We start from the raw sequence: 15923 nt of genomic DNA, 5'->3' as shown, positions 1-15923 counted from the left end.
TTCTCTTCCTGGGCGATGACCAATTTTAAGCTTCGGTCTTGGACAATTTATTTTAAGGTCATTGTATAGAAAGCAGACTACACATGAAAGCAACACTCTGTACTCTGCGAATCCCATTAATCCATTTATTATTTTTCTACCCAAATCAGATCACATGATGAAGCGACATGGATGTCGCTGTTTTCCTGTGCAGCAAGGATGCTGCATCAGGAAAACAAAGGCGTTTTGTTACTTTTGCGCTGTCAAAAGTAAAACATTGTCTACGCAATATTATTGCAAAATCACAAAGTAAAATGCGACCGTGCTATTTTCAACAATTAATAAAAAAGCACCCCCGTCTGGAGTGCTTTTAAAATCTGTAAAATTACAAATTAGATATCACGTACCGCACCTTTCGAGGCACTGGTGGTATGCATCGCATACGCTTTCAGTGCTTTAGACACTTTACGCGGACGCTGTTCAGCAGGCTGCCAGCCTTTGGCTTCTTGTGCTTCACGACGTGCTGCCATAGTTGCATCATCCACCGCTAGGTGAATGGTACGGTTTGGAATATCAATTTCGATACGGTCGCCATCTTCAACCAGACCAATCGCACCGCCTTCTGCAGCTTCAGGCGACACGTGACCAATTGAAAGACCAGAAGAACCACCCGAGAAACGGCCATCTGTTAACAGAGCACAGTCTTTACCCAAACCTTTTGATTTTAAGTAACTGGTTGGATACAACATTTCCTGCATACCCGGACCACCACGTGGACCTTCGTAGCGAATCACGACGACATCACCCGCAGTGATTTTACCACCCAGAATTGCTTCAACCGCAGCATCCTGACTTTCAAACACACGTGCAGTCCCGTTGAATTTCAGGATTGAGTCATCCACACCCGCTGTTTTTACGATACAGCCTTCTAGTGCGATATTGCCATAAAGTACTGCCAAGCCGCCATCTTGCGAGAATGCATTGGCTGCATTACGGATCACGCCATTGTCACGGTCGCCATCTAAGCGTGCATAATAACGGTCTTGCGAGAATGCCGTCTGAGTCGGTACACCACCCGGCGCTGATTTGAAGAATTGATACACTTCTTCATCTTCAGTACGGATGATGTCCCATTTATCCAAGGCATCTTTCAGTGTTTTTTCATGAACAGTTGGAACAGATGTATCGAGTAAGCCTGCACGATCCAGTTCACCCAAGATTGACATGATGCCGCCGGCACGGTGTACATCTTCCATATGGACATCCTGTTTCGCCGGCGCAACTTTACATAGTACCGGCACATTACGTGACAAACGGTCGATATCGGTCATCGTGAAGTCGACTTCAGCTTCGTGTGCTGCTGCCAACAGATGCAGAACCGTATTGGTTGAACCACCCATGGAAATGTCTAAAGTCATTGCATTTTCAAATGCCGCTTTGGTTGCGATTGAACGTGGCAAGATGCTGTAATCTTCCTGTTCATAATGACGTTTCGCCAATTCAACAATCAGTTGACCAGCTTTTTCAAATAATTTTTTACGGTTGGCATGGGTTGCCAGTGTTGAACCATTGCCCGGAAGCGATAAACCAAGTGCTTCAGTCAAACAGTTCATCGAGTTTGCGGTAAACATGCCTGAACATGAACCACAAGTTGGACAAGCAGAACGTTCGTATTCTGCGACTTCTTCATCAGTGAAGCTGTCATCTGCTGCAACAATCATGGCATCGACCAGATCAATGGCTTTTTCATTACCGCGGATTTTGACCTTGCCCGCTTCCATTGGACCGCCAGAGACAAATACCACCGGAATGTTCAGACGCATTGAAGCCATTAACATACCCGGGGTGATCTTGTCACAGTTCGAGATACACACCATCGCATCGGCACAATGGGCATTGACCATGTACTCGACCGAGTCTGCAATCAGATCACGTGAAGGCAATGAATACAGCATGCCGTCATGACCCATCGCGATGCCGTCATCGACCGCAATGGTATTGAATTCTTTGGCCACGCCGCCTGACGCTTCAATTTGACGTGCCACCAGCTGACCCAGATCTTTAAGATGCACATGACCCGGTACAAACTGGGTGAACGAGTTCACCACCGCAATAATCGGCTTACCGAAATCTTCATCTTTCATGCCGGTAGCACGCCATAAACCGCGTGCGCCAGCCATATTTCTTCCGTGTGTCGATGTTTTTGAACGATAGTCAGGCATTTTATATTTCCAACAAAGTTTGAGCTTGCAGTGAATCGGGCAGATCCACTCTGGCTAAATCATACTGACAAAGAGCTTAAATCAGTTGAATTTTAAACCTATCATACTACAAGCCCTTGATTTACAAGATGGCCTTTTGAGTGTAGATGCAGGCAAAAATGTCTATCGAGAGGTTTGGATGATCTGACGATAAAAATTTCTTAATGAAATCTACTATACCGCCATCATCATCAGGACAATACAAAACTTTCATGAATAATTTTTACAATTTGCATGAGTTTTTTTTATATAAAAATTCCACTGAAATTCAAGCACTCACCAAGCTTCTCGGATAAGTTTTTGCAACGATTAGGCTGAAATTTGGCTTTTGGCTTATAATAGCTTTTAAGTTTATTTGGAATTTCATGTGTGAAGATCATATTTGCAGGCACACCAGAATTTGCAGCGACTGCATTGGCTGCGTTGCTTAGAACCGAACATGAAATTGTGGCGGTCTATACTCAACCGGACCGCAAGGCCGGACGTGGACAAAAGCTCACGGCATCTGCGGTGAAGCAGTTAGCGCTTGAACATCATCTTTCGGTCTATCAGCCTTTGCATTTCAAGTCATCGACTGAAGAAGGTCTGGCGGCGCAAGCGGAACTTAAAGCCTTAAATGCAGATGTGATGGTGGTGGCAGCTTATGGCCTGATCCTGCCACAAGTGGTTCTGGATACGCCAAAATATGGTTGCCTGAATATTCATGGTTCCCTGTTGCCACGCTGGCGCGGTGCAGCCCCGATTCAGCGTGCCATTGCCACTGGCGATGCCGAGACCGGTGTAACCATTATGAAAATGGCAGCCGGTCTGGATACCGGGGATATGATGTATAAAACACTGTGCCCGATTAGCGCCGAAGATACATCTGCCAGCCTGCATGACAAACTGGCGCTGCAAGGTGCTGAGGCGATTGTGGCCGTGCTTGAATCGGAACAGACCTTACAGCACTATCTTGAGATTCGCGAAGTCCAGGATGAAAGCCTGACGGTTTACGCGCATAAACTGTCAAAAGCTGAAGCACAAATTGACTGGACCCAGCCTGCAACAGCCATTGACCGTAATATTCGTGCTTTTAATCCATGGCCGGTGGCATTTACTCCACTGGATGACAGCAACAATTTACGCATCTGGAATTCCTCGCTTTCCACGCAAAAGACAAGCAATGCCCTGCCTGGTGAAGTGATTGCCCTGGATAAAGACGGCGTGCATGTGATGTGTGGCGATCAACATGCTATTTGCATCACCAATCTGCAATGGCCAGGCGGCAAAGCCCTGAATGCTGTTCAAATTAATCAAACTCAAAAACTATCGGTAGGATATAAATTCGCATGAGCCAAATTCAATCATCAGCTAAAAACTTGAATTTGCGCGCGCAAGTTGTAAAAACCCTATTGGCTGTACAAAACGGCCAATCACTTGCTTCTGTACTCAATCAACATATCAACATCGTGTCTGAACGTGACCGTGGTCTATATCACGAGTTAACTTTGGGCTGTTTACGTCAGTGGCACGGCCTGAAAGCCATTACCCTGCCATTATTAACCAAACCTCTTGATAATCAGGCTTTAGAAAGCTGCTTATATCTGGGTTTGTATCAGATTTTATGTACCCGTATTCCGGCGCATGCTGCAATTTCAGAAACCGTCACTGCAGCCAAACAGCTCGGTTTTGAACCTTTAAGCGGTCTGGTGAATGCCGTTCTGCGTCGTGTTTCACGTGAAACAGAAGAATTTGATCTGGCTTTAAATCAGGCACCTGGCCTGCCAAGCTGGCTTTACAAGCGTTTAAAGAAAGACTGGCCGGAACAGCTTGCCGAACTGTCACATGACTTGAAACAGATTGCACCGCTCACCTTGCGTGTCAATGTCAATCAGGTCAGCCGTGATGAATATCTGGAAATTCTGGAAGAAGAAGGCTATGAAGCACGTGCCTGCACCCTGTCTGAAGTCGGGATTGTACTGGAACAGAATGTCCATATTCCGAACCTGCCGGGCTATGAAGCCGGCGGTTTCTCGGTTCAGGATGAACATGCCCAGCTGTGTGCGACCTTAGTTCCTGACCTTGAAGGCAAAGTGGTGGTCGATGCCTGTGCCGCTCCGGGTGGCAAGACCGCGCATATCCTGGAAAAATATAGCCCGAAAAAACTGTATGCCATTGACCAAGATGCCAAACGTTTAGTCCGTGTGGCAGAAAATCTGGAACGTTTACTATTAACTGAATATGCCGACGTTGAAATTATCGCGGCTGATGCGATCACCTGGACAGCGCCGGAGCCGGTGGATTGTATCGTGCTGGATGCACCGTGTTCTGCAATTGGTGTGATCCGTCGTCATCCGGACATCCGTTTACTGCGTCATTCCACAGATATTCCGCAAACGGTACAGCTGCAAAAGCAGATTCTGGAAAATATGTGGCAGCAACTGAAAGTCGGTGGTACTTTGCTGTACATCACCTGTTCAATTTTGAAAGCCGAAAACGAACAGCAGATGGTCGAGTTTTTTAATACCCATGCCGATGCCAAAGAAATCAAAATCGAAGCCGATTGGGGTATCGAACAGATTCATGGTCGTCAGTTGTTGCCGAAAGCAGATCAAGGCGACGGTTTCTTCTATTGCCGTATAGAAAAAACTGCATAAGTCATGTGTTTAAAATGAAAGGCAGCGCAAGCTGCTTTTTTTATGGCGCGTGATTTAGTGAATATATGGCTTATTGAATAAACTTAAAAATCACCAGACTGCTGGCCAATGCCGCCATGCCGCTCACCAATCCATAGACTGTTTCATGCCCTTCAGAATAGCGCTTTGCCGTCGGCAATAATTCATCCAGCGCCAGATAAACCATCACCCCGCCAATCACGCCAAAGATCAGACCATAGACGGTTTCACTCATATAAGGTGCCAGAATAAAATACCCGAGCGCTGCCCCTAATGGTTCGGCCAGTCCGGAAACCAAACTGGCCCAGAGCGCATAATCTTTACGGCCGGTGGCCATATAGACCGGCAGGGCAATCGCCACGCCTTCTGGTACATTATGAATCGCAATCGCGACTGCCAATGGCGCACCCAAAGCAGGACTTTCCAGCGTGGCAAAAAACGTCGCCAGCCCTTCCGGCAGGTTATGTGCGCTAATCGCAAACAGGGTCAGCATGCCGGTACGCAGTAATTGGGGTGAACTGACGCCCTTGGCAGAATGGGTCTCAATAGTGTCATGTGGGTTTGGCACAAAACGATCCAGCAACAACACCAGAATTACGCCCAGTAAAAAAGCAAAAGTGCCAAAGGCAAAACCGGTTTTTTCATCAAAATCTAAGCTAAAGGACGCGATCGATTTGTTCAGAATTTCGGTTAAAGAGACATAGATCATGGCCCCGGCAGCAAAGGCCAGACCAAAGGCCAGCAAACGGAAATTAGGTTTTTTTAAGAATAATACCAGTCCCCCACCCACCACGGTGGCCAGCCCGGCAAATAAAGTCACGGCAAAGGCTGTATAGACTTGTCCATCTGAAACGGAAATCATGTCAAAGCATCAGCCATTAAAAAAGTCATTATCATCAAGGATGATAATGACTTCCGTTTATGGCAACAGTAGGTTTATGTGAAGATTTTTAGTCTTCTGGTTCTTCCGGATTCTTTGCCAGATGAATCACAGCCAGTACCAGACCACCCCATAATAAAACGATGGAGATGATCATCATGATTAGTGCAGATGTATTCATAGTCGCTCTCCTAGCTGTGACGGTCTTTGATCAGGCTGAACAGAATGGCACCCAGAATAAAGAATGCCATCACTCCTCCACCTACCATCCATAGGGTACTGGCAGCATAGCCACCATAACCTTCTGCCATAATCGATTTCAGGGTCAGGCCCAATGCCAGCAATAATGACAACGGCGTGATCACCGTCAGCATGAAGTTCCAGCTGGCACCCAGTTTCACGCTGGCAAACTCATTCACATGGCCTTCCAGCTGTTTCATTAATGGACGACGGAACCACGACAACAGAATAATCGATAACAGACCACCACCGACAATACCGATGTTATTAGCAAAGTAGTCGATGATATCGACAAAGGTAATCGCACTATGTGTCGAGAACATCAGGGTAGAAATCACCGCTGAACCACCAGCAATAATCGTTACTGACTTATTCTTTGACCAGCCCAGTTTGTCTTGGAACGCAGCAATCGGAACTTGCAGGATACTGACCATCGAGGTAATACCGGCAACCGTCAACGAAGCGAAGAACAGGAAACCGAACAGGTCACCACCTGCACCTAAACTGGAAATGATTTTCGGAAACGCAATAAAGGCCAGACCAATACCGCCAGATACCACATCTTCAACTTTCGCACCTGAGCTGAATGCCATAAAACCAAGCGCGGCAAAGACACCAATACCCGCCAGAATTTCAAAAGACGAGTTGGCCAATGCCACCACAATGCCTGAACCGGTCAGGTTAGTTTTGCGTTTCAAGTAAGAGGCATAGGTCAACATGATCCCGAAGCCCACTGAAAGTGAGAAGAAGATATGACCAAAGGCCGCTAACCAGACTTTATAGTTGGCCATCGCTTCCCAGTTTGGCGTGAAGAAAGCATTTAAGCCATCGACTGCACCCGGTAAACGGACTGCCTGAATCACCAGGATCGTGAATAAAATCACCAGCAATGGCATAAAGATTTTATTCGCCAGTTCCACCCCACGGCGTACTCCACCGTAAAGAATCAGCATGACTGCTGCCCAAACGACCACTAGACCAAAGAACAGCACAGGTACAAAACCGAGAGTCAGACCCTCACCATTTTGTAGGTAAGTATTGAAGAAGAAGCCCTGGGTATCTGTGCCCCACTGCTGTCCAAAGGAATAGAACATATAACTGCCGGCCCAGGACAAGACGCTGGCATAGTAAATCCCGATCACCAGAGTGACCATGACCTGCCACCAACCCAGAGATTCGGCATTCATGAGTTTTTTATAGGCCATAGGCGGCGCTTTGCGGAACTTGTGTCCGACCGCATAGTCTAAAAACAATAAAGGTAAACCTGCTGCGAAAATCGCAATCAGATAAGGGATCAGGAATGCCCCGCCACCATTTTCATAGGCAACATAAGGGAAACGCCAGATATTCCCCAAGCCAACGGCGGAACCAATCGCTGCAATAATGAATCCTGATCGTGCGGACCAATTCTCACGAGTTTCTGTCATAGAACACCTAAACTTTTAACCCCTTCAGATGCTGCTTGTTATGGTTATGACGCAAGCAAAAAAAGAAGTATTTTCAATAATTTTGGGTGTTTGAATTAGAGGGCACCTTGTGGGCGTCGAATTCTAATGTACAAACAGGTCAGCAGGTCTTACATCTTGCTTAAAGTCTGATCGAAAAACTGACCTTGTAGATGACTCAACAATACTGACTTTTTTAAATTTTTTCTGTAAATTCTGCTTAAAATATTCGTTATTTATAATCTATTCGAATTAAGCGTTCAATAATTCTGCGAAATAAGCCAGATTAAACAAGTTATATATTGACAAACTTTTTGGAATATATTTTTTCTTAAGTTTTACTACAGGGTCGCTGTTTTAAAAAATGTATTCCAAGACTCCAATCCAGCATCTGTTTTTAGATCATTATTTAATGATGAAACGGCTCATACTAAGGCACATGACCAAGCCGTGATATGGGAAATCAAATTCTCTCATGGAATTTTGACCTCTTTAAAAACCGGTTTAAATATCACAAGCAGATTTAAAACAAGCTGCTAGTGATATCGAAGCGATGAGTATTCTAAACTTAGGCTTTAATCACCAGCATGCGCTCTTCCTGCATGTCGCGAATGGCTGACTGAATTCCTTCACGACCCAGACCTGAATCTTTGACCCCGCCATAAGGCATGTTATCGACCCGGAAAGATGGAATATCATTGATAATGACACCGCCGACATGCAGATGATCCCAGGCATACAGCATCTTGTTCAGATTCTGAGTATACACTCCAGCTTGCAAGCCAAAACGGCTGCGGTTGATACAGGCAATACCGGATTCGAAATCAGCATACGCTTCCAGAATTGCCACCGGGCCAAAGGCTTCATCACGGTAGATTTCCAGACTGTGGTCTACATTTTCCAGCAAGGTCGGTGCGAACATCACACCATTCAATTCGCCTCCAATCAGGATTTTCGCGTCTTTTTTCACGGCTTTATCCAGCCATTTTTTCAGGCGTTTGGCTTCATCTTCCTTGATCATCGGACCAACCAAGGTTGTGCTCAGATTCGGATCAGCGGCTTTAATCGTTTTCAGTTTCGCCAGCAGTTTGTCCTTCACTTCAGTATAAATCTGCTGATGCACCAAAATGCGTTGCACACTGATACACACCTGTCCGGCATGGTTATACGCCCCGCCAATTAGACGGTTAATCAAGGCATCGTTAATTTCGGTATCTGGCTCAATCATGACAGCAGCATTGCCACCCAGCTCCAAGACCACTTTTTTGCGTCCGGCACGCGCTTTCATATCCCAGCCCACAGCATCGGAACCGGTAAAACTGAGTAATTTAAAACGCTCATCAGTGACCAGTAGATCGGCCAGCTCTCGCGGACAGGGCAATACCGAAAAGGCACCTTGCGGTAAATCGGTTTCCGCCAGAATTTCGGCAATTTTTAAGGCAGAAATCGGGGTTAGACTCGGCGGTTTCAGCACAAAGGGACAACCGGCTGCAATCGCAGGAGCAATTTTATGCGCGGTCAGATTTAAAGGAAAATTAAACGGACTGATCAAAGACACCGCACCAATCGGCACCTGTTTCACAATGCCCTGATAGCCGGATGCTGCTGCAGTCACGGCCAAAGGCAGCATACGTCCCTGATCAATCTGGGTCACGGCATCTGCGGCAATCTGGAAAGTATTAATCAGACGTTCAACTTCGGCTTCGGCTGCTTTACGCGGCTTGCCCCCTTCTGCAATCAGAATTTCGGTCAATTCTTCATGAATCTCACGAAAACGGCGTACACAATGCAATAGAATTTTCTGTTTCTGGAACGGCTCCAAGGCGGCCATTTCAGCTTCTGCATCTACGGCAGACTGAATCGCCTGTTCCAGTATGTTGGCATCTGCCAAGGCGACACGGGCATACAGTTCGTGGTTATATTTATGCTTGACCTCTAGCCATTCACCCGTCTGAACGGCCTGACCGGCGACATATAATGCATACTCTTTCGCTTGTTGTGTGCTTCTCGCTACCATCTTATTGTCCTGCAAAATCCAAGGATATACATTTTTGAAATTCTCTATATCATGCACTTGCTACTCCATATTAAGAAGATGTTTTTAAGTAACCAGACACCTCCAATTTTAATAAAGCTTTAGGGAATAGAGCCATGCGCGCAAAAATACTCACCACCTTATTCTTCGGTTTTGGACTCAGTACGCTCAGTCATGCAGATGTGATTGGCGTGAAAGCGGATCTCAGCTACTGGGATTTTGACGGCTATAGCCAGGATAACAATTTCAAGCATGAGCTGGATCGACAAGGTACAGCACAACTATCTGTCGCTGTAGAACATCCGGTACCGTTATTGCCAAATGCCAAGATTAAATACGTCAATCTGGACAGCACCAGCGAACAGAGTTCTCCTGTCAATGCCTCAGATATCGAGCTGAACAATATTGACTATATTCTGTATTACGAATTGCTGGATACCATTGTGCATGCGGATATAGGTGCAGGTTTAACCAATCTGGATGGTACGGTAAAAAACCTGACTGCCGGCGCTTTCACTCAATACGATCTGGATGAATATAGTCCACTGCTCTATGCAACAGCCGGGGTTAAATTGCCATTTACCGGTATGAGTGCCAAAGCGGAAGCAGTTTACAGTCACGGCAGTGATACCCGTAAGACCGACGTACAGGCGGAACTGCAATATGATTTCATTGATAATCTGCTGGTCGATGTCGGTGCCAAAATCGGTTATCGCATCATGCAGGTAGATTTTGAGCAGGATCAACGTCCAGACTTACAGCTGGAATTTAAAGGTCCTTATATCGGTCTAGATATACATTTTTAATGCAATACAACCGGTTAAGCCTACAAAGCTCAATTTCTCTGCGCTGATGTAAGCCAAAGCGTACAGCAATAACCGCAATCTGCTGCTAGTGCGTTACCGGGATGTGTATTACTTTATAAACATAGAGAGCAGGATGCTCCGAAGACCTAAAAACAAGAAGAACATCGCAACACCAGGACGTGAGGTACGACAGGAGTTATACCTAAATCACGAGATACGAAAAAGCCCCGACAGGATGTCGGGGCTTTTTTTTCTGCCTATTATTTTATTTATCATTGCTTAACAGTTCCGAGCTAAAACTCCAACATTGTAAGAATCCCCTTGTTGTTAAGCTAAAAATCCTCACATTTTTTGGGAACAGCAATCATGGTAAAAAAGGTCCTCTTTATTACATCTAATCAAGGCATTGAACATGATGAACTCACTGAGCCTTTAAATTTTCTAAAGTCCAAAGGTTTTGAAGTGATTCATGCTGCCGAAAAAAATGAAGATGTCGCGACGGTCAAAGGTGATACCAAAGCTGCCACCCAATATACGCCGGATACCAGTCTTGAACACGTCGATCTGAATGATTATGATCTTTTGGTGATTCCCGGCGGTACAGTCAATGCGGATACCTTGAGAATCAATCAGGATGCGCAAAAAATCATTCAGCATTTTGCCGACAATCACAAACCGATTGCCGCGATCTGTCATGGGCCATGGACTTTGATTGATGCACAGCGCATCAAAGACAAAAATCTGACTTCATATAAGAGCATCAAGCTGGATCTGGAAAATGCCGGTGGGAAATGGGTCGATGAACAGGTTCACCGCTGCAATACCGGTGACTGGGTACTGATTACTTCACGCAATCCGGACGATTTACCGGCTTTCAATGAAGCGATCTTAAAAGAGCTTGAAGGCGAAGCTGCCTAAGCTCCTACACTAAAAAAAGAACCTCAGCATTGAGGTTCTTTTTTTATATTCAGACACCTCCGGCCAGACTTTTCAGATAAGCCACCACCTCTTTATTGCCTGCCATTTCAGCCAGCTCTAAAGCAGTATTTGGACTGCGATGTGCAATATCTGCGCCTTTGCTAACCAAAAGTTTGACCACTTCCAGATGATCATTTTCAGCGGCAGCCTGTAAGGCGCTATAGCCTTCTTCATCGGCAGAGTTGACGTCCAGCCCTTCCTGTAAGCCCTGCTCGACCTGTTCAACATCGCCTAAAGATGCCCAATACACCAGTTCAGGAAGATGCAGTTCATCATCATCTTCAGGGATTGGGGAGAATGAATTAAGTTTCATACGACGATACCCTAAATAATTTAGTAATAATTAAACATTGTACAATTTAAATCTCAAGTTTCTTTAAGTGCTCTTATCCATAAATATTTGTCATCGACTTTTCTCTCAGATTTTAATAATTTCATTTCAGGTATAAATAATTCTAGTTCGTTTTTTAAGTTTTCAATTTTTTCTTCTTCTAAATATGGTGCCTCATCGTATAACTTTAATAATTTCTCAGGATAGTCATCAATTTCAAGTAAATGTAACTTACTTAAATCATTTTGGAGGTATGTAGAAATTTTAGATTGCTTTTGAAGAAGATCAGTATAATAAGAAGATGTTGAGGAATTAATTGGTTGAGGAATTGCCCTAATCTGATTATCTAATTCTTTAGTTTTCTCACTTAAAGCAGCTCGTAAGCTCATAATTTTTTTAAAACTTAAATCCATACATAAGGTTTTAGCCCAAGGTTTTAAAACTTCCTGTATATCTTGTTCATTAGACCCGGTTTTTTTCATTATTTTTCTAATATCATCAGCAAATTGAATGAACTTTTCCGGTGTGGGAGCTCCATCAAATCTACCAATATTACTTTGAATTTCAACAAGAGTTTTAGCTGTTATAGCGGTCATTTCTTTAAGATAAATTAATGCATTATCAGCTTCCTCTAATTTTTTATCTAATTGTCTAGTTTTAGCTTCTACTCCTAATCCTTTTAATGACTCAAATCGGTCAATTGTTGCAGCAAATAACAATACCAACCCTGCTGTCAAAGAAGTAATCGCAATAGGTGCATTACCGGAATAAGAAGACCAAGTTCCTACACCTAAATTGATTAATCCAGCAATTAGCAGAAACCAGTTCGTTAAATTAAATAAGAAGCACTTATTCACTGATTCCCAATATTTTTTCATTATTTTTCCTACTTACTTATTATTTAAGATATTAATCTTTAAAAATTTTATAGACAATGAAAAGCCCCCTTTCGGAGGCTTCTTATTTAAAAACTTAGCTTTAAGCTTTAGATACTGCTGGTTCAATTGAACCAATCTTTTCAGATTCATTGTCATGCATGATCAACGCAACCGCAATTGCAGTAATCAGAACCGGCAAACCGACTGCCATAAAGTTGAAGTAAGCAGGCAGGTTCATACCAAGCAAACCACCAATCAGGATCGGCCCTACAATCGCGCCCATACGACCAATCGCAGAAGACCAGCCAATACCTGTCGAACGTACCGCAAGTGGGTAGAACTGTGCAACATAGCTATATAGCAACATTTGTGAACCAATCGACGCTGCACCCGCTAGGAATACCAAAATGTAAAGCAAGAACTGGTTAGATGCAAAGCCCATTGAGCTCATTACAATCGCACCCATCATGCCCAGAACCATCAGTACCGGTTTCAGGTGGAAACGATCCGCCAGAATACCACCACCCACAATACCTACAACCGCACCCACGTTCATCACCATCATGAACATCAGGCTGTTGTCCATCGAATAGCCCGCTGCCATCATCAACTTCGGCAACCAGCTGCTCAGTGCATACATGGTTAACAGACAAGTAAAGAACGCGACCCAGAACAGTAAGGTATTGACCGCACGACCACGACGGAACAAGCTGACCACGTTCGCTGCTTCAGGCACATTTTCCTGTGGCAAAGTAAGTACCGTGTTATCCGTTACTGTCAGATTTGGCGCCAGACGACGTACAATTTGGCGTGCTTCAGCCTGCTTGTTCTGCTTCACAATAAATGCCAGCGATTCAGGCAGGAATTTCCAGATTACCGGTAATAAAAATAATGGAATACCCGCGATAAAGAACATGATTTGCCAACCAAAACTTGGGGTAAACCATGAACCCAATAATGCAGCCATTACGCCACCGACTGCATAACCACTAAACATGGTGGTCACCAGCGTACTACGCATTTTTTGTGGAGCATATTCCGAAGTCAATGCCACCAGGTTTGGCATTACGCCACCAATACCAAGACCGGCAAGGAAACGTAAAATACCGAATTCGGTTGGGTTTGAAGCAAAGCCGCCGGCAAAGGTTAAACCACTAAATAATACAATACAGATCATGATCACTTTCTTACGACCGATCTTGTCCGCGAGGGAACCAAAGATCATCGCACCAAACATCATGCCGGCCAGTGCGGTACTTGCAAGCATTCCGGCCTGCACTGCACTTAAGCCCCAGTCTTGCATCAATAACGGTAAAACTACACCATTGATTGCGAGATCATAGCCATCAAATAAGATAATGAGTAAACACCAAGCAACTACATTGAAGTGGAAAGGCGTGAATTTCGCATTATCGACTACAGAATTTACATCTATTTTTTCCGTTGTCATCGTTCTCATCTCCCATGAGTACTTGTCCATAACATCTTGTTGAAGACTGAAGTCAATCTTCAATGTCAGGCAATATACGCAAGCGGGATTTAAGGCACAATAAGACTAATTGATATTCTGCTATGCTCTCGGAAATGTCATTTATTTGCGTGATATGTCACACTATTATTAATATAAACTTTTGAATAATTGATGTTTATTTTTTAATTCGCCCAATATTTAAGCTCTATTAATCCGCTTATTCTTTTGACCAATTGAATATTGATTTAATTTCATACTAAAGATATGAAAAAGCCCCTTTAAGTAAGGAGCTTTTTTAACTGAGTAGGTTAATTACGAGAGTTTAAATTTTGGCTGTTTTTAATTTTTTCACCATCACGCGACCAGGTTGTGGCTTACGAATCATTGAAATAGCGATGATACCAATAATACCTGGCATTGCTACCGCGATAAAGTTCCATTTATGTGGTAACTCCATACCAAGTAGCATACCAATTACGATTGGGCCAACAATTGCACCTGTACGCCCTACAGCAGAAGCCCAACCAATACCAGTAGAACGTACTGCAACAGGATAGTATTGAGCAACATAGCTATATAACAAGATACTGGTACCAATAGATGAGGCACCTGCTAAACTCACAAGTAAATAAATAACAGGGGTTGGAGAATTAAAGCCCAAACCAACCAAAGATAGTACACCGACAGTTAACATACTCATAAGAACAGGTTTAAAGTCAAAACGGTCTGCCAAAATACCGCCGCTAATGGTTCCGATCACGGCACCAATATTCAGTGCTAATAAGAACATTAAACTGCTGCCTAAAGAATATCCCGCTGCCATCATCAGTTTTGGTAGCCAGCTTCCAAGTGCGTAAAGCATGAGTAAGCACATAAAGAAAGCAATCCAAAATAAGAATGTTCCTGTGGCACGATTTTCTGTAAATAAAGCTTTTACTGATGCACTTTGGGTCTGATCAGCGCTAGCTAGAACCAGTTCAGTATCTGCTTGTATGTCTGCAGTTGGCTCGACTTGCTTGATAAAACGACGTGCTTCATTCACTTTTTGTTCTTTAACGAGGAAAGTTAAAGACTCAGGTAAGAACTTCCAAAAAAATGGAACAAAAAGTAAGGGAATACCTGCAATGAAGAACATAATTTCCCAACCAAAACTTGGTGTAAACCATGTACCGCATAATGCAGCCATAATACCGCCCACCGCATAACCACTAAACATGGTGGTTACCAGTGTGCTTTTTAAACGTTTAGGTGCATATTCAGACGTTAGAGCGACTAAGTTTGGTAATACACCACCAATCCCTAAACCAGCAATAAAACGTAAAATACCAAATTCTGTTGGATTAGTGGTAAATCCACCTAAAAATGTAAAAGCACTAAATAAAGAAACACAAATCAAGATAACTTTTTTACGACCAATTTTGTCTGCAAGCATCCCAAACAGCATGGCTCCAAACATCATGCCAGCGAGTGCTGTACTTGCAAGCATGCCTGCTTGAACAGCACTCATGCCCCACTCTTGCATAAGTAGAGGCAGAACGACACCGTTAATTGCTAAATCATATCCGTCAAATAGGACAATAAATAAACACCACAATACAATGCTTAAGTGAAATTTAGTGAATTTTGCTTGATCAATCACATCATTCACACTTACCGTGTTTGCTACTCGCTTCATGTTTTCTGCCATTTTTACTCACCTCCTGTGAGTTTTTTTCGTTGTTTTCAGCACGACACATGACCCTAACTCTTATTTATTATTTTTAATGATTCTTATCGCCATGTCTTCGCAACAACTTAGTTCAACACAGCTACTTTTCATGCAATATCCGACTAAAGTCTTACTTATTCCTTAAAATTCTAAACCCATGAGTCTAGTTTTTAATCAATATTCAACAGTTCCCACATTTATTTGACTAAATTCCACGCATAAAAAAATCCCCCTCTGCCTTGGCGGAGGGGGATTTT

13 protein-coding genes are annotated in these 15923 nt (G+C 43.8%); 4 read left to right on the top strand and 9 right to left on the bottom strand.

The features are described 5' to 3' along the window. Positions 1-371: 371 nt before the first annotated feature. Positions 372-2201 carry a dihydroxy-acid dehydratase gene (gene ilvD, locus Q9R21_RS07740; protein ID WP_243475247.1) on the bottom strand — a complete coding sequence of 610 codons (1830 nt, stop codon included), beginning with the start codon at positions 2199-2201 and terminating at the stop codon, positions 372-374. A gap of 408 nt (positions 2202-2609) precedes the next feature. Here ilvD and fmt point away from each other — a divergent pair, with 408 nt between their 5' ends. Together fmt and rsmB are read left to right on the top strand one after the other, a co-directional pair. Continuing rightward, complete coding sequence (gene fmt, locus Q9R21_RS07735; protein WP_311204071.1) at positions 2610-3572, top strand: methionyl-tRNA formyltransferase; 963 nt, start codon at positions 2610-2612, stop codon at positions 3570-3572. Next, on the top strand, positions 3569-4876 hold the full coding sequence (gene rsmB / locus Q9R21_RS07730; RefSeq protein ID WP_311204070.1) for a 16S rRNA (cytosine(967)-C(5))-methyltransferase RsmB: 1308 nt from the start codon (positions 3569-3571) through the stop codon (positions 4874-4876). The genes fmt and rsmB overlap by 4 nt, the downstream gene beginning before the upstream one ends. Positions 4877-4946: 70 nt before the next feature. Here rsmB and zupT read toward each other — a convergent pair whose 3' ends face one another. The 4 genes from zupT to Q9R21_RS07710 all read right to left on the bottom strand — a co-directional run bounded on the left by zupT (position 4947) and on the right by Q9R21_RS07710 (position 9476). Next, positions 4947-5756, bottom strand: coding sequence for a zinc transporter ZupT (gene zupT, locus Q9R21_RS07725; protein WP_243475244.1), 810 nt, complete (start codon positions 5754-5756; stop codon positions 4947-4949). Between the two features lie 88 nt (positions 5757-5844). Further along, positions 5845-5955, bottom strand: coding sequence for a methionine/alanine import family NSS transporter small subunit (locus Q9R21_RS07720; protein WP_004647694.1), 111 nt, complete (start codon positions 5953-5955; stop codon positions 5845-5847). 10 nt (positions 5956-5965) lie between these two features. Further along, positions 5966-7441 carry a sodium-dependent transporter gene (locus Q9R21_RS07715; RefSeq protein ID WP_180075603.1) on the bottom strand — a complete coding sequence of 492 codons (1476 nt, stop codon included), beginning with the start codon at positions 7439-7441 and terminating at the stop codon, positions 5966-5968. Positions 7442-8027: 586 nt separating this feature from the next. Continuing rightward, positions 8028-9476, bottom strand: coding sequence for an aldehyde dehydrogenase family protein (locus Q9R21_RS07710; RefSeq protein WP_311204069.1), 1449 nt, complete (start codon positions 9474-9476; stop codon positions 8028-8030). A 134-nt stretch (positions 9477-9610) separates the two neighbouring features. On the opposite strand from Q9R21_RS07710, the gene Q9R21_RS07705 reads away from it, so the two are divergent. Then, entirely contained in the window at positions 9611-10300 is a 690-nt protein-coding gene (locus Q9R21_RS07705) for a TIGR04219 family outer membrane beta-barrel protein (protein WP_311204068.1), read from the top strand. Between the two features lie 366 nt (positions 10301-10666). Continuing rightward, a complete protein-coding gene (locus Q9R21_RS07700) occupies positions 10667-11218 on the top strand; it encodes a type 1 glutamine amidotransferase domain-containing protein (RefSeq protein WP_311204067.1) in 552 nt (183 codons plus the stop codon). A 49-nt stretch (positions 11219-11267) separates the two neighbouring features. Here Q9R21_RS07700 and Q9R21_RS07695 read toward each other — a convergent pair whose 3' ends face one another. The 4 genes from Q9R21_RS07695 to Q9R21_RS07680 all read right to left on the bottom strand — a co-directional run bounded on the left by Q9R21_RS07695 (position 11268) and on the right by Q9R21_RS07680 (position 15645). Then, complete coding sequence (locus Q9R21_RS07695; protein WP_004728940.1) at positions 11268-11591, bottom strand: ankyrin repeat domain-containing protein; 324 nt, start codon at positions 11589-11591, stop codon at positions 11268-11270. Between the two features lie 53 nt (positions 11592-11644). Further along, on the bottom strand, positions 11645-12487 hold the full coding sequence (locus tag Q9R21_RS07690; protein WP_005108256.1) for a hypothetical protein: 843 nt from the start codon (positions 12485-12487) through the stop codon (positions 11645-11647). Positions 12488-12587: 100 nt separating this feature from the next. After that, on the bottom strand, positions 12588-13937 hold the full coding sequence (locus Q9R21_RS07685) for an aromatic acid/H+ symport family MFS transporter (RefSeq protein WP_129717939.1): 1350 nt from the start codon (positions 13935-13937) through the stop codon (positions 12588-12590). A gap of 343 nt (positions 13938-14280) precedes the next feature. Beyond that, on the bottom strand, positions 14281-15645 hold the full coding sequence (locus Q9R21_RS07680) for an MFS transporter (RefSeq protein WP_114541999.1): 1365 nt from the start codon (positions 15643-15645) through the stop codon (positions 14281-14283). Positions 15646-15923 lie beyond the last annotated feature (278 nt).

It is taken from the genome of Acinetobacter sp. RG5 (assembly GCF_031844265.1).
Lineage (GTDB): Bacteria > Pseudomonadota > Gammaproteobacteria > Pseudomonadales > Moraxellaceae > Acinetobacter.
This window is presented reverse-complemented; position numbering and strand designations above follow the sequence as displayed.

What these genes read in the sequence shown, in the direction of transcription:
- rsmB (WP_311204070.1), top strand. Translation starts at nt 3,569, where the DNA reads ATGAGCCAAATTCAATCATCAGCTAAAAACTTGAATTTGCGCGCGCAA.
- Q9R21_RS07715 (WP_180075603.1), bottom strand. Translation starts at nt 7,441, where the DNA reads ATGACAGAAACTCGTGAGAATTGGTCCGCACGATCAGGATTCATTATT.
- Q9R21_RS07695 (WP_004728940.1), bottom strand. Translation starts at nt 11,591, where the DNA reads ATGAAACTTAATTCATTCTCCCCAATCCCTGAAGATGATGATGAACTG.
- Q9R21_RS07700 (WP_311204067.1), top strand. Translation starts at nt 10,667, where the DNA reads ATGGTAAAAAAGGTCCTCTTTATTACATCTAATCAAGGCATTGAACAT.
- ilvD (WP_243475247.1), bottom strand. Translation starts at nt 2,201, where the DNA reads ATGCCTGACTATCGTTCAAAAACATCGACACACGGAAGAAATATGGCT.
- Q9R21_RS07705 (WP_311204068.1), top strand. Translation starts at nt 9,611, where the DNA reads ATGCGCGCAAAAATACTCACCACCTTATTCTTCGGTTTTGGACTCAGT.
- zupT (WP_243475244.1), bottom strand. Translation starts at nt 5,756, where the DNA reads ATGATTTCCGTTTCAGATGGACAAGTCTATACAGCCTTTGCCGTGACT.
- Q9R21_RS07680 (WP_114541999.1), bottom strand. Translation starts at nt 15,645, where the DNA reads ATGGCAGAAAACATGAAGCGAGTAGCAAACACGGTAAGTGTGAATGAT.
- Q9R21_RS07690 (WP_005108256.1), bottom strand. Translation starts at nt 12,487, where the DNA reads ATGAAAAAATATTGGGAATCAGTGAATAAGTGCTTCTTATTTAATTTA.
- Q9R21_RS07685 (WP_129717939.1), bottom strand. Translation starts at nt 13,937, where the DNA reads ATGACAACGGAAAAAATAGATGTAAATTCTGTAGTCGATAATGCGAAA.
- Q9R21_RS07710 (WP_311204069.1), bottom strand. Translation starts at nt 9,476, where the DNA reads ATGGTAGCGAGAAGCACACAACAAGCGAAAGAGTATGCATTATATGTC.
- Q9R21_RS07720 (WP_004647694.1), bottom strand. Translation starts at nt 5,955, where the DNA reads ATGAATACATCTGCACTAATCATGATGATCATCTCCATCGTTTTATTA.